General features: G+C 60.0%; 10 protein-coding genes and 1 tRNA gene. 8 read left to right on the top strand and 3 right to left on the bottom strand.

Translation table 11 applies throughout. From position 1 onward, the window contains the following. The first annotated feature begins 28 nt into the window (after positions 1 to 28). Positions 29 to 646: a TetR/AcrR family transcriptional regulator gene (locus BGLCM_RS00205; RefSeq protein WP_052295128.1), complete on the top strand. Its 618-nt coding sequence runs from the start codon at positions 29 to 31 to the stop codon at positions 644 to 646. Positions 647 to 687: 41 nt separating this feature from the next. Then, positions 688 to 2,139 carry a putative ABC transporter permease gene (locus tag BGLCM_RS00200; protein ID WP_006295504.1) on the top strand — a complete coding sequence of 484 codons (1,452 nt, stop codon included), beginning with the start codon at positions 688 to 690 and terminating at the stop codon, positions 2,137 to 2,139. Between the two features lie 70 nt (positions 2,140 to 2,209). Here BGLCM_RS00200 and BGLCM_RS00195 read toward each other — a convergent pair. After that, positions 2,210 to 2,285 (bottom strand) — tRNA-Lys (locus BGLCM_RS00195). Positions 2,286 to 2,454: 169 nt separating this feature from the next. Here BGLCM_RS00195 and BGLCM_RS00190 point away from each other — a divergent pair. Next, positions 2,455 to 3,948, top strand: coding sequence for a C69 family dipeptidase (locus tag BGLCM_RS00190; protein ID WP_044084330.1), 1,494 nt, complete (start codon positions 2,455 to 2,457; stop codon positions 3,946 to 3,948). A 111-nt stretch (positions 3,949 to 4,059) separates the two neighbouring features. On the opposite strand, the gene BGLCM_RS00185 is transcribed toward BGLCM_RS00190, so the two are convergent. After that, the gene (locus tag BGLCM_RS00185; RefSeq protein WP_006295502.1) at positions 4,060 to 5,097 is read right to left on the bottom strand and encodes a glycosyltransferase family 2 protein; all 1,038 of its coding nucleotides are present in this window, start codon (positions 5,095 to 5,097) and stop codon (positions 4,060 to 4,062) included. 212 nt (positions 5,098 to 5,309) lie between these two features. Continuing rightward, the gene (locus BGLCM_RS08730; RefSeq protein WP_420796137.1) at positions 5,310 to 6,263 is read right to left on the bottom strand and encodes a TetR/AcrR family transcriptional regulator; all 954 of its coding nucleotides are present in this window, start codon (positions 6,261 to 6,263) and stop codon (positions 5,310 to 5,312) included. 78 nt (positions 6,264 to 6,341) lie between these two features. Here BGLCM_RS08730 and ftsY point away from each other — a divergent pair, with 78 nt between their 5' ends. The 5 genes from ftsY to dnaB all read left to right on the top strand — a co-directional run bounded on the left by ftsY (position 6,342) and on the right by dnaB (position 13,288). Beyond that, a complete protein-coding gene (gene ftsY / locus BGLCM_RS00175; protein ID WP_006295500.1) occupies positions 6,342 to 7,661 on the top strand; it encodes a signal recognition particle-docking protein FtsY in 1,320 nt (439 codons plus the stop codon). 266 nt (positions 7,662 to 7,927) lie between these two features. Then, the gene (locus tag BGLCM_RS00170) at positions 7,928 to 9,223 is read left to right on the top strand and encodes an ammonium transporter (RefSeq protein ID WP_006295499.1); all 1,296 of its coding nucleotides are present in this window, start codon (positions 7,928 to 7,930) and stop codon (positions 9,221 to 9,223) included. A 3-nt stretch (positions 9,224 to 9,226) separates the two neighbouring features. Beyond that, the gene (locus tag BGLCM_RS00165; RefSeq protein WP_006295498.1) at positions 9,227 to 9,565 is read left to right on the top strand and encodes a P-II family nitrogen regulator; all 339 of its coding nucleotides are present in this window, start codon (positions 9,227 to 9,229) and stop codon (positions 9,563 to 9,565) included. Positions 9,566 to 9,730: 165 nt separating this feature from the next. Continuing rightward, complete coding sequence (locus BGLCM_RS00160; protein ID WP_006295497.1) at positions 9,731 to 11,572, top strand: nucleotidyltransferase domain-containing protein; 1,842 nt, start codon at positions 9,731 to 9,733, stop codon at positions 11,570 to 11,572. A 309-nt stretch (positions 11,573 to 11,881) separates the two neighbouring features. After that, complete coding sequence (gene dnaB / locus BGLCM_RS00155) at positions 11,882 to 13,288, top strand: replicative DNA helicase (protein WP_006295496.1); 1,407 nt, start codon at positions 11,882 to 11,884, stop codon at positions 13,286 to 13,288. The last annotated feature ends 17 nt before the right edge of the window (positions 13,289 to 13,305 follow it).

The raw sequence follows: 13,305 nt of genomic DNA, 5'->3' as shown, positions 1-13,305 counted from the left end.
ACAACACATACAACCCAAGGAGGGCGCCATGGCGGTGCCAATGATGACGCAGCGGCGCCAGCGGCGACGTGAGGCGACGGACCGCAAGATCGCCGATGCCGTCATGGCGATTCTCGTGGAGGACGGCGTGGCGGCCGTGACTATCGAGGAGGTGGCACGGCGCTCGGGAGTGGCCAAAACCACGATTTACCGGCGTTACCGCAACACGGAAGACCTGCTGAACAAACTGCCGCTGACGATTGGCGAGCCGTTGCCACTAGACGATCTGGACGCGAGTCCGGAAGGCGTCGTGGCATTGTTGACGCGCCTGCTGCACGGATTCGACGAGCATTTTGGCCTGCGCGCCGTGGGTCTCGTGCTCTCGTCGCGCAACACCGTGCTGCGCGGTCTGGCGTTGCAAGTGCTGGAACCGGCTGAACAGCGGTTCGCGGCGTTCGTGCGGCGCGGGCAGCAAGCGCACGTGTTTTTGGCCGAACTTGACGTTCCATTCCTGTTCCGCACGTTGCTGGGCTCGATGCTCGCGAACCGCGCGCTGGCCCCGACGGACGATGACGATTGGGTCGGCTCGGTGGCCGCGCTGCTGTGGCAGGCGCTGACGGGCGAGCCTGCTGTACGGGCCACACAGGGCGCACCAAGCCGCGCGTGAAGCGTTCCGTGCCGCACCGTGCCATGCCTTAGAGTGGAGGTATGACGAACGAGCACAATGAAACCAAGGGTTCGGGCTCCACAGCTCCCGAGGAACCCAAGCGCGCCGCGGCAGTGGGTGCGGCCAAGCCAGCGGGCGGTGATGTGCGCCGCAGCGCCGCGCAAGTGGCCGCCAAAGTGGGGCAGACGGCCACAAAAGTCGCCGAGCAGGCCAAAGACGAGATTACGCAAGCCGGTACGGCCACTGTGCAGGCCGTGCAGCAAGGCGTGGCCGACGCCAAAGCCAAGCATGAGGCGCACGAAGCGTTCCACAAAGCCATGCTCGAGGAGACGCGTGATACACGCAAAATCGCGTTGATTGCACGCATATATGGTGTGCTGGTGGCGCTTGTGGGTCTGGCTACGATTCCGTTCATGGCTCTGCTGATCATGCATCTGTTCCGCGCGCTGCGTGATGGTGAAATCGGCGAGGAAGTCAAGAGCCTGACGTTCATCCTTGAATGCGTGGATTTGGCCATGCAAACGGTCAGCGCGATTTTCCTTGTGGTGTTCGGCATCGTGTTGCTGCTGAACAAACGCCGGTATGCGTTGAACTGGACGTATGTGCTGATTCCGCTGACAATCATTGAAATCCTGCTGTCGATTGCGTTGCGCGGTTTTGACTTGCATCTGATTTTGCCGACCGTGCAGCTTGTGATCCTCGTGGTGATTTCAATCAACGTTGATCCCGACCTGCGCGCTGAACGGCAAATGGAGCGCGCGCTGCAACGCATGAACCGCGAACAGCATTACGAGAAGGCGTTGGCGGAAGGTATGGCCGGTCGCGATTTGAGCGGCAAAGGCTACATGACGCTGAACTTCTTCAACATTTTCTGGATGTTCGTGGCCGCTTCGGTGTTTGGCCTGGTCATTGAGACGATTTTCCATCTGATCGTGTTTGGCCAGTGGCAGGACCGCGCGGGCATGCTCTGGGGACCGTTCTCGCCGATTTACGGCTTTGGCGCCGTGCTGATGACCGTGTTCCTGAACCATTTGTACAAGTCGTCGCCACTGCTGATTTTCTGCGCTTCGGCTGTGATCGGTGGCGCGTTCGAATACTTCACGAGCTGGTTCATGCAGACGGCGTTCGGCATCACGGCCTGGAACTATTCGAATGAATGGGGCAACATCGACGGCCGCACGTCGGTCATGTTCATGGCCATGTGGGGTCTGCTCGGCATGGTCTGGGTCAAATGGTTGCTTCCGCCACTGCTCAAACTGATCCAGATGATCCCGTGGAAGGTGCGCTACTGGCTGACGGCCGTGTGCTTTGTGCTGATCTTGATTGATGGCGTGATGACGCTGATGGCGTTGGACGCCTGGTTCGGCCGTATGGCCGGCCTGCCGCAGACAAGCCCCGTGGCCAAGTTCTTCGCGCATTACTTCGATGACCAGTTCATGCAGAACCGCTTCCAAACAATGACGCTGAACCCCAAGAGCGCCAGCCGCTACTAAAGGGTAGCTTGGGGATGCTGAAATAAACAACGGCGCAACCGGGAACTTACCGCGGTTGCGCCGTTGTTTTTGGTGCCCCCCCAGGGATTCGAACCCTGAACCCACGACTTAAAAGGACGCTGCTCTAACCGTTGAGCTAGAGGGGCAACACTGAGCCATTATAGGGATTGCTCCGGAAAATGCAAGTTTCGCCTGCGGCCGCGTGGTTTGCGTATGGTTCGCAGGCGGTTCACTCGTGCGACAGATGGCGCATGTATGGTGGAGGTGTGGCATGACTGGCGGTTGCTCGTCACAGGCCGCGCTCACAATGGGACTATGTCTTGCACCACGCTTCTTGTAGGAAAATCAGCGAGTTTCGACGGATCCACGATTATTGCGCGCGACGATGATTCGGGATCGGGCCGCTATGATCCCAAACGCTTCATCGCCGTCAACCCTGACGAGCAGCCGCGCCATTATCGCAGTGTGCTGTCGAAATTCGAGATTGATTTGCCCGACGACCCATGCCGCTATGCGATAGTACCCAATGTGAAGCATGACCGTGGCGTGCTGGCTGAGGCCGGTGCCAACGAGCATAATGTGGCGATGAGCGCCACCGAAACGATCGCCGTGAATCCGCGAGTGCTGGCCGCCGACCCGTTCGAGAAGGAAACGGGGTTTGGTGAGGAAGACATCATCACGCTCGTGCTGCCGTATGTGCGTTCGGCGCGTGAAGGTGTGCAGCGGTTGGGATTGCTGCTCGAAGAGCATGGCACCTATGAGTCCAACGGCGTGATCATTTCCGACGTGAACGACATTTGGTATGTCGAAACGCTGGGTGGCCATCATTGGATGGCGCGGCGCATCCCCGATGACTGCTACGCGGCCATCCCCAACCAGTTGAGTATCGACACGCTGGACTTTGCCGACGCCTATGGCGAAGGCCGCAACAACCTGTGCTCGCCTGATTTGGAAGACTTTGTGCGCGACAACCATCTCGACTTGGTGATGGGGGCGGACGCTTCGGACAACTCACGCCTGCTTGACGCGCGAGCCGCATTCGGCACGGCCAACGCCAAGGGCCATATCTATAACACGCCTCGTGCCTGGTATATGCAGCGTTATTTCAACCCGGAAGCCGTGGAGGCTGAAGGACTGGGACCCGAATCGGACGGTCAGGCGTTCTGCCGCGTGCCCGAACATAAGATCACGATCGAAGACGTGGACTTTGTGCTGGGCTCACACTATGAAGGCACCGACTATGATCCGTATGGCACCACGGGCACGCCGGAAAGCCGCCATCGCTACCGTCCAATCGGTGTGAACCGCACAGGCCACATGGTGGCGATCCAGATCCGGCCATATGTGCCCGCTGCGATGCGCTCGATCATGTGGATCAGCTTTGGCAGCGGAGCGTTCACAACGGCTGCGCCATTCTACGCGAATGTGACAGGCACACCGGCCTATCTGCGTGATACTCCCGCCGACGAAGCATCCACCGATTCTCTCTACTGGTCGAACCGTCTCATCGCGGCTCTGGCCGATGCCCACTGGTACGAGACGAACGGTGAAATCGAGCAATACATCGAAGATGTGCAAGCCTATGGCCATCGCCATGTGGAGCAGGAAGACCGTGAGCTAGCTCAAGAACTCGACCAGATGCCAGATGATGAGCGCGATCCGCAGGCTGTGCGGCTGCAATTGGAGCACAGCAACGAGCAAATGGCCGAGTTCCTTGAACAGCGCACGAAGAAGCTGCTGTTCCAGGTGCTCTACATTTGCAGCAATAATATGCACAATGCGTTCAAAATGAGCGACAAGTGGATCTGACAGTGCCGGTTTGCTGATCGCATGGCGCGCGACTGACGGTTCGCGTGCCGCACAACACCCGTGCCGCCGCGCGTCATCGTGCGACCAGCTCAATCAGTTGAATCAGCTCAATCAGTTGAACCCAAGAATCCCGTTCGCGATGCGGTATCCCACACGAATCGCAAACCGGCCGCCAGGGCCCGGCAGATTGAGCGCGCGCGACACGAGCTGGTGATGCACATCATGGCCAATGCGCGGCGAATAGCTGTTGATGTCGCGCCACAGCTGCTTCTTGACGCGATAGTTGTCTTGGTTGCGCGACAACACGAGGAATGTTGACGTAATCGACGGTTCAATGGCCAGGAAGTGAATCATGTAGCGGTACAGGCCTTCGCTGACTTCATCACGTTCAGGCGTGGCGGCCAGCATACATTTGTTGACGAGCAACAGCTGGTTGACGCGGCGGATCATCACGTCGGTCTGCACGCTCTGCCCTTCGCGGCCAATGAAATAGTGGTAGAACGGCACCGGCAGATACATCATCGAATGCACCCACGGGAACGGCGCATACGAGTAAATGAAGTCCACATAGAACGTATGCTCAGGCAATTTCATCGCCGATTCGCGCACGACCTGCGTGCGGAACGTGATCGCATGCATGATCAGATATTGCGCAATGCCAAATGACCCCAGGTCATCCCAGTCGATACGCCGGTTCGCTGGCATCACGTTCCGGAAATCGACGACATGCTTGTGTTTTTTGCCCACTTTGTCGTACACATAATCAGTCACGACCATGTCGAGCGGATCGTCGCTGCCGTTCTGGGCGCGCAGCACGTCAAGCACTTGTTCGAGCGCGTCCGTGCCGACCCAATCATCGGCGTCCACAACTTTCACATACATGCCTTGCGCAAGTTCCACGCCCGTGTTCACCGCGCCGCCGTGCCCTTTGTTCTCTTGGTGCACGGCCTTGACGACGCCCGGATACCGCTGTTCATAGCGTTGTGCGCACGCGAGCGTGCCGTCGCTCGACCCGTCATCCACAATCAGCACTTCAATATCGTCCGTCTTGCGTGCGGACACGAGCGTATCGACACAGCGCGGCAGATACTCCTCCATGTTGTATGCCGGTACGACGAACGTCAGTGTCTTGTCGTGTTCCGCGCTCATGGGATTCTCCTAAGTTCAGCTGCGTCCATGGTGGCATGGTTGAGCAGTGTCCGTGCAAACTGTGGTCTGGCCCCGCCCGAACCGCACTTGCAAAACCAGCGTCTGCAAGACGCGGCCAGCCGGTGTCGCCAGCGTCAGCCAGTCTACCGCAGCGCCCGCAAATTGGTCAGGTACAGTCCGTCATGAGCTGTTATCAGCCATTGTCGTCAAGTTCAGTGCGCTGCGGGTTCGGCATCGTCGCCAGCGCAACGTTCGGATTCCGGCACGTCGGGTGTTGGCTTGTATTCCTCGGTTGGCGCGGTCGTCGCCTCAAGTTGTTCGCTGATTTCCTTGGCTTTGGCGCTGGCCAGCATCGCCCGCTGTTGCGCGCGCTCAGCCGCCAGCTGCGCCCGTTTGGCTTCTTTCTGGGCCTTTTCAGCTTCCTTGAGCATGCGCTTGCGTTCGCGCGCATCAACTTTGCCGCTACGGGCTGTGGAGGGCACGGCCGACACGATTTCCTCAAGTCCGTCGTCTTCTTGATTGGTATTTCCGCCAACCTCCAGGGCCATGTCATCGTCCTCATCGAATATCAGAGACGGCTTGGGCTCCAAGCGTGACAGTCCATGCCAAGCCAGATTCACGGTCAACGCGGCCAACTCCTCACGGCTCAGCGTGCTGCGCTGATTGGCCCAATACTGGCCCGTGAACACGGTCATGCCCACGAGCATCTGCGCATAATGGCCCACATATTTTGTGGGCAGATGCTGGCGTTTGAACCATTGCTCAAGCACTTCCTCAACGCGCAAACACACGTCGCCCCACAATGAATAGAACGAGCTTTGCGAGTCGGCGGTGGACGGCGAATCGCGCACAAGCACCTGGAACCCTTCGGAATGCTCCTCAATATAAGTGAACAGCGCCAGCGTCGTATGCTCCACAATCTGGCGTGGATGCGCGTCACCGTTTTCCGACAGCGCGTCGAACAGCGTTTCGGTCAGCGAACGCATCTCGCGGTCCACAATCACGGCATACAAGCCTTCCTTGCCGCCGAAATGCTCATAGACAATCGGTTTGCTGACTTTGGCATGCGCGGCGATTTCTTCCACACTGACCGATTCGAACCCTTTGGATGCGAACAGTGAACGTCCCACGCGAATCAGCTGTTCACGACGTTGGTATGACGACATTCTCGAAGCATTGGCCATGTGTTCCAGTGTCCCACCACCCGCCAACTGGGTGTCACGCTCGGCTTCTAGCCTTGAGGCATGGATACGAATACGATTATCGCCATTGTTGCGGTGGTTGTGGTCGCCGCCCTGTTCATTGTCGGAGGGATCTGGCTCGACCGCTCACGCAAACGCAATCTGCGGCGCAATGAGGAAGCCGCCAAAGCCAAAGCTGACGCGCGTCTCGCGGCTGAACGCGCTGCCGAAGCCAAAGCCGCCCAAACCGCCACGCAGCAGCCCAACGAATCCAGTCAGGAATCCACAGCGCAGGCCAATGCGCCACCGCTGACGCCGATGCAGCGCGCCGATGAAGAAGCGCAGCGCGAAACAGCCGAAACGTCCGAGGGTCTGCCGGAATCCGAAATGCTCGTCACCGACCTCGACCTCGACGTGGAAGTGCCGGTGCCGGTTGAACAACACATTGAAAAGCCAGCAGGTCGCAAGAGCCGTCTTGAGCGGCTGCGCGAACGCCTGTCGAAATCGGCGAACCCGTTCGGCAAAGCGTTGTTCAACATTTTGGCCAAAGACCATTTGACCGAAGCCGACTGGGAAGATGTGGAAGACACATTGCTCATGGCCGATGTGGGCGCCGAAGCTTCCGAACATCTCGTGGAGGAACTGCGCCGTGACGCGCGCGTGACGGGCACGGCCGATGCGTCCGAAGTGCGCAATGCGCTGCGCTCGCAATTGCTTGAACTCGTGGGTACTGACGTGGACCGGCGTCTGAATGCCGACAAGCCTGATGCCGACAAGCCCAGCGTCATCATCATGGTTGGTGTCAATGGCACGGGCAAAACCACGACGGCCGGCAAACTGGCTCGACTGTTTGTCAGCCAAGACAAGCAGGTGCTGCTTGGTGCGGCCGACACGTTCCGCGCCGCTGCCGCTGACCAGCTCGAGACGTGGGGCGCGAAGGTCGGTGTGCCGATTGTGCGTTCGGAACGCGATGGCGCCGACCCGGCTTCTGTGGCGTTTGAAGCGTCGGCCAAAGCCAAGGAACTTGACACTGATGTACTGATCATCGACACGGCCGGCCGTTTACAAAACAAGGCCAACCTGATGGATGAGCTCGGCAAAATCCGCCGCGTGACCGAGAAGAACCTGCCCGTGGACGAAGTGCTGCTTGTGCTTGATGCCACGACGGGTCAGAACGGCATGGCTCAGGCCAAGGTGTTCGCTCAGGCCATCGGCATTACGGGCGTCGTGCTGACCAAGCTCGACGGCTCGGCCAAGGGTGGCATTGTCATTGCCGTGCAAAAGGAGCTTGGCGTGCCGGTCAAGCTCGTTGGCGTAGGTGAAGGCCCTGATGACCTTGCACCGTTCGATCCCGAGTCGTTCGTGGACGGCATTCTCGACTAAAAACACTGAACCTGCGGGTCCACATTATGGAACGCTCGGGCGTACCCCCGCAGAAACCTTGAAAAATCAAGATTTTCTGACGGGGGCATTTACATGCCTGTAACGCACGAAACATTGGCAACATGAGCGCGCCGTTGCATAGGACCCGTGATGGCCTGCCTGCTGCAGCGCCGCATGTACATGGAGAGACAAATCTGCATCGTCGTTCCGTTCAGTCAAGGAACGACGCGAACAGCATCTAAGAAGACATAGGAGGAGGTAACCGCATGGGAGTGCTCAATTCCGGCAATACCGCGTGGATCCTGACGTCCGCGGCGCTTGTGTTCCTCATGACACCGGGCGTGGCACTGTTCTATGGCGGCATGGTGCGCGCCAAGGCTGTGCTGAACATGCTGATGATGGAGGCTGCGGCCCTGTCAGTGACGATGATTATCTGGGGCCTGTGGGGCTGGTCCATCGCTTACGCCGGCAATTCGGTCGGCGGCGTGTTCGGTGACCCCGCCACGGGCTTCCTGCTCAAGGACACGATGGTCGCCCAAGATGGTGTGTTCACATCGGCCACGCTCAACGCCAACGATTACCCGGCCAGCGTTGATGTGGCGTTCCAGGCCGCGTTCGCGATGATCACGGTCGCTCTGATTTGTGGCGCCATCGCCGAACGTGTCAAGTACAGCACGTGGATGATCTTTGTGGCCTTGTGGGTCACGTTCGACTACGCCCCAATGGCCCACATGGTATGGAACGGCGGCCTGCTGTCCGCTGACGGCCCGATTTCGCAGGCCATCGGCGCCCATGCCCACGACTTCGCTGGAGGCACCGTCGTCCACATCAACGCCGCAGTCGCTGCCCTGGTCATCGTGTTGATCATTGGCAAGCGTAAGGGCTTCGGTGTGGAACCGATGCGTCCGCACAACGTGCCGTTCGTCATGCTCGGCGCATTCCTGCTGTGGTTCGGCTGGTTCGGCTTCAACGCCGGTTCGGCTTTTGCCGCCAACGGTACGGCCGGCTACGCCTGGGTGTCCACGTCGCTCGCCGCTGCCGCAGCAATGCTCGGCTGGGGCTTCACCGAGAAGATCCGTACGGGCCACTACACGGCCATCGGCGCCGCTTCGGGCATCGTTGCCGGTCTCGTCGCGATCACGCCGGCCGCCGATGTCGTGTCGCCGATCTGGTCCATCGTGCTCGGCCTGATCGCCGGTATTGTCACCTGCTTCGCCTGCAGCCTCAAGTACAAGCTCGGCTATGACGACTCGCTTGACGTCGTCGGCGTGCATGGTGTCGGCGGTCTGATTGGTACCGTCGCGCTCGGCTTCTTCATGGAAGACACGGGCCTGTTCTGCGGCGGCGATTGGCGACAACTCGTCGTACAGATTGTGATCGCGCTGGTGGCTATCGCATTCTCCGCCGTCATCACCACGATCATCGCGTTCGCGCTCGAGAAGACTGTGGGTTGGCGCGTCACGCCAGCCCAGGAAGTCGCCGGCATCGATTTGGCCGACCAGGGCGAACGTGCATACGATTTCGCTGGCACCGCCAGCTCCGTCATCAGGGAGGCGAAGTAATCCATGAAGCTCATTACCGCAATCATTCAGCCGCACAAGCTCGACGAAGTCAAGGAATCGTTGGCCGCCGCCGGCGTGCACGGCCTGACGGTTTCCGAAGCCAACGGTTACGGCCGTCAGCGCGGCCACACCGAGATCTACCGCGGCGCCGAATACACGGTCGACCTCATGCCGAAGGTGCGTGTGGAAGTCATCTGCGATGACGCCGACTATGAGGCTCTCGTCGACGTGGTCATCCAGGCAGCCAACACGGGCACGATCGGTGACGGTAAGGTCTGGGTCACGCCGCTCGACATGGTCGCTCGCGTGCGCACAGGTGAAACGGGTTCGGCCGCCATCTGATCCTGTCCCGCCCCGCATCCAGTCCGGACGCGGGGTTTTTCATACCTATCGCACTGTTCGACGGCTTATTGGGCGCTGTTTTTCTTGATTTCCGCCAACGCCACATAGCCGCTGTCAGTCCCCACTCGCCGCCCCACTACCCACCTGTTTGCACAAAGGATTGCCATGACCTCGAGCCTTGATGGCCTCAAAGACCAACTGCTAACGATCAGCCGCCTTGATGACGACGGCGTGTACCGCAACGGTGCAGCCAAGCGTGCGGCGCGTACCGAAGCTGTGGAGTGCGCATTGCGCAACTTGTGGCAGGAAGCTGTGGACGGCTTGGACTTCGACGTGCCAACCCAAGGCATCGGTTTGGCCGCAGTTGGCTCGCTTGCGCGCGGCCAGATTGGCCCCTACTCGGACCTTGACCTTGTGATCATCCACGATCCGCATGCGCTGTCTGCCGACCAGCTCAACATGTTGGCCAATGCGATCTGGTACCCGATTTGGGATGCGGGCTTGGACCTCGACCATTCGGTGCGCACGCGTGCGCAATGCCAGGCTGTGACCGACCACGATTTACCTGCGGCGATGGGATGGTTGGATGTTAAGCCACTGGCAGGGGATGCGGAAATCATTAATCAAACAGCGTTAACAATTCTCGAACGCTGGCGCAAGGCCGCGCGCCAACGGTTGCCCGAGCTGCTCGAGTCGGCGAAAACGCGACTGGACCGCTTCGGCCGGCTGCCTTACGTGAACCAGCCCGACGTCAAGGAAGCGCGCGGCGGATTGCGTGACGCCGTGCTGCTCGAGGCGATCGCGGCCTCATGGCTCGCGGACCGGCCGCACGGACGTTACGATGTGGCGTTCGAACGCTTGCTGGACGCGCGTGACGCGATCCACCTGGCCGCGCGCAAAGATACGAACCTGCTGTTGTCGGCATACCAGGCGCCCGTCGCGGCCATGCTCGGCCTTGCCGACCCCACGTTGCCGCAAGACGAGCGGGCGGCGCGCTCGATTGACGATCTGCAAACGATGCTCGCGCGTCTGGGCCGCACAATCGCGTTCTCACTCGACTCGACGGCTTCGAGGGCGCAACGCACGCTGCCACAAGGCAAGCCGCGGTTCTCGTTCTTCCAGATCCGCCATCCGCGCGCGCAAGGCAAGCGTGAAGCGCCGAAGTTCGAGACGGTGGCTCCAGGACTTGCGTTGCACGAGGGCGAGATTGTGCTCGCACCCGACACGGACGTGACGGCTGATTCCGCGCTCGCGTTGCGCGCGGCCGTGCAGGCGGCACAGCATGCGTGCGCGATCCACCCCACGACGCTGGCCAACCTCGCGCAAGTGCCGATGCGCGACCACGATTGGAACGACGAGATGCGCGCGCTGTTGCTTGAGCTGCTCGGATCGGGCGACCGGCTGCTGCCTGTCTGGGAAAGCCTTGATTTTGCAGGCATTCCTGCGCGCATGATGCCCGAATGGGAAGCGATCCGCAACAGGCCGTCGGCCTCGGCCGCGCACCGCTACACGATTGACCGGCATATGGTCGAGGTCACGTCACGTCTGACGCGCACGCGGCCCGTGGAACTGGGCGCAGGCGGCGAGTATGACGATGCGCATTACACAGCGCTGCTGTTGGCCGGCATTCTGCACGACATTGGCAAGCGACCCGGCATTGACGACCATGCGGCCGAGGGCATGCGTCATGCGCGTGTGATTGTGGAACGTCTGGGATATGGCGCGCAGATCGCCGATTGGGTCACATTGCTCGTGCAGTTGCATTTGAAGCTTTCGGAAGCGGCCAGTTCGGCCAGCCCGCAGGATCAGGCCGTTACGGGCGCCTTGGCCGAGGCTGTGCGGCACGATGCCGTGCTGCTCGACATGCTGTTCGATCTGACGCGCGCCGACATGAACTCGTTGGGCGCCACATCGGGCGAAACGATTTCGGGGCGCACAGGCTGGAGCAGTTGGCAATCCTCACTCGTGACGACGATGGCGCGAGCCGTGCGCCGGCAATGCAAGTAAGGCGGCAGCGCAAGTAATGGGGATTGGGACGCGGGGCGGCCAGTTTTTGGCCGCCCTTTAGCACAACCAGTGCGTGTTGTGCAAGTCGGTTGGGCACATTGTGGAGTGCGCCGGGTAGTTATCCCCGTGTTATCCACAGAGTTATTCCACCGTTGTGGATAACAAGTGCACTTATCCACAAGGTTATCCCCATCATGTGGATAAGTGGACAATTTGCCAAAAAGTAATCCACACTGTTGTGCACCGCGCGTGTCGGGGTGATGTGGCGCAGTGGTGGGGGTGCCTCTGCTTAGCCCCACGCTTATACTCATGGCTATGGCAGAATCGCAATCTTCTTCATCGAGCTACACACATTCACAGGACGACCGCAACAATGTCGCGCTGTTCGACCGTGTGCCGCCGCATGACGATAACGCCGAGATGGCAGTGTTGGGTGGCATGTTGATGAGCAAGGACGCGATCGGTGAGGTTTCGCAGATGATTGAGCCCACTGATTTCTATCAGCCGCAGCATCAGACGATCTATCACGCGATCATTGACCTGTTTTCCAAGTCGGAGCCGGCCGACGTGGTGCTTGTGGCCAACAAGCTCAACGATGAGGGCAACCTTGAGAAGGTGGGCGGGTCGGATTATCTGCATAGTCTCGTGGCCAGTGTGCCGACTGCGGCCAATGCCACGTATTACGCGAAAATCGTGCATGACGCGGCCATTTTGCGTCAGGTCATCGCGTCGGGCACGCGCATCGTGCAGTTGGGGTTCAGCGCCGACGGCGCGCAGGCCGAGGATGTGGTCAACCTCGCGCAGTCCGAAGTCTACGAGATGGGCGCGGGCCGTGTGCGCCAGGATTACGCGCCGATCAGCGACGTGGTCAACGAGGCGTTGACGCAGATTGACGAGATCCAGAAGGGCAATATCGCCAAGGGCGTGCCGACGGGGTTCCGTGACATTGACGATGTGACGCAAGGCTTGCAACCGGGCCAGATGGTCGTGGTCGCGGGCCGTCCGGCCATGGGCAAGTCGACGCTCGGCATTGATTTCGCGCGTGCCGCGTCGTTGCATCACGGGTTGACGACGATCGTGTTCAGTCTCGAGATGAGCAAGGTCGAGCTTGCGCAGCGTATCATCGCGGCCGAGACCGACATTCCGTTGGCCGCGATGCGACGGCCCGAGGACGTGACGGTGGAGCGTTGGGGCACGCTCAACCAGTTCTATTCACGGTTGAACAACGCGCCGTTGTTCATTGACGATTCGCCGAACATGAGCCTGATGGAAATCCGCGCCAAGTGCCGCCGGCTCAAGCAGACGAACGATTTGAAGCTTGTCGTCATCGATTATTTGCAGCTGATGAGTTCGGGTAAGCAGATTGAGAGCCGCCAGCAGGAAGTGTCCGAGTTTTCGCGTGCGCTCAAGCTGCTGGCCAAGGAGCTTGAGGTGCCTGTGGTGGCGTTGAGCCAGCTCAACCGTGGTCCCGAAATGCGCAACGACAAGAAACCGCAGCTGTCGGACCTGCGTGAATCAGGTTCGATCGAACAGGACGCCGACGTCGTGTTTTTGGTGCACCGTCCCGATTTTTACGACAAGGAAGACCGTCCGGGCGAGGCCGACATCATCATGGCCAAGCACCGCAACGGCCCGACCGACACGTTCAACCTGGCATTCCAAGGCGCGTTCTCACGCTTCCAAGACATGCCGCAAGACTACGCACAGGGAGTGTGAGATGGTCAAACCCGCAT

This window comes from Bifidobacterium gallicum DSM 20093 = LMG 11596 (genome assembly GCF_000741205.1).
Lineage (GTDB): Bacteria > Actinomycetota > Actinomycetes > Actinomycetales > Bifidobacteriaceae > Bifidobacterium > Bifidobacterium gallicum.
This window is presented reverse-complemented; position numbering and strand designations above follow the sequence as displayed.

What these genes read in the sequence shown, in the direction of transcription:
- BGLCM_RS00170 (WP_006295499.1), top strand. Translation starts at nt 7,928, where the DNA reads ATGGGAGTGCTCAATTCCGGCAATACCGCGTGGATCCTGACGTCCGCG.
- ftsY (WP_006295500.1), top strand. Translation starts at nt 6,342, where the DNA reads ATGGATACGAATACGATTATCGCCATTGTTGCGGTGGTTGTGGTCGCC.
- BGLCM_RS00185 (WP_006295502.1), bottom strand. Translation starts at nt 5,097, where the DNA reads ATGAGCGCGGAACACGACAAGACACTGACGTTCGTCGTACCGGCATAC.
- BGLCM_RS00165 (WP_006295498.1), top strand. Translation starts at nt 9,227, where the DNA reads ATGAAGCTCATTACCGCAATCATTCAGCCGCACAAGCTCGACGAAGTC.
- BGLCM_RS00205 (WP_052295128.1), top strand. Translation starts at nt 29, where the DNA reads ATGGCGGTGCCAATGATGACGCAGCGGCGCCAGCGGCGACGTGAGGCG.
- BGLCM_RS00190 (WP_044084330.1), top strand. Translation starts at nt 2,455, where the DNA reads ATGTCTTGCACCACGCTTCTTGTAGGAAAATCAGCGAGTTTCGACGGA.
- dnaB (WP_006295496.1), top strand. Translation starts at nt 11,882, where the DNA reads ATGGCTATGGCAGAATCGCAATCTTCTTCATCGAGCTACACACATTCA.
- BGLCM_RS08730 (WP_420796137.1), bottom strand. Translation starts at nt 6,263, where the DNA reads ATGTCGTCATACCAACGTCGTGAACAGCTGATTCGCGTGGGACGTTCA.
- BGLCM_RS00160 (WP_006295497.1), top strand. Translation starts at nt 9,731, where the DNA reads ATGACCTCGAGCCTTGATGGCCTCAAAGACCAACTGCTAACGATCAGC.
- BGLCM_RS00200 (WP_006295504.1), top strand. Translation starts at nt 688, where the DNA reads ATGACGAACGAGCACAATGAAACCAAGGGTTCGGGCTCCACAGCTCCC.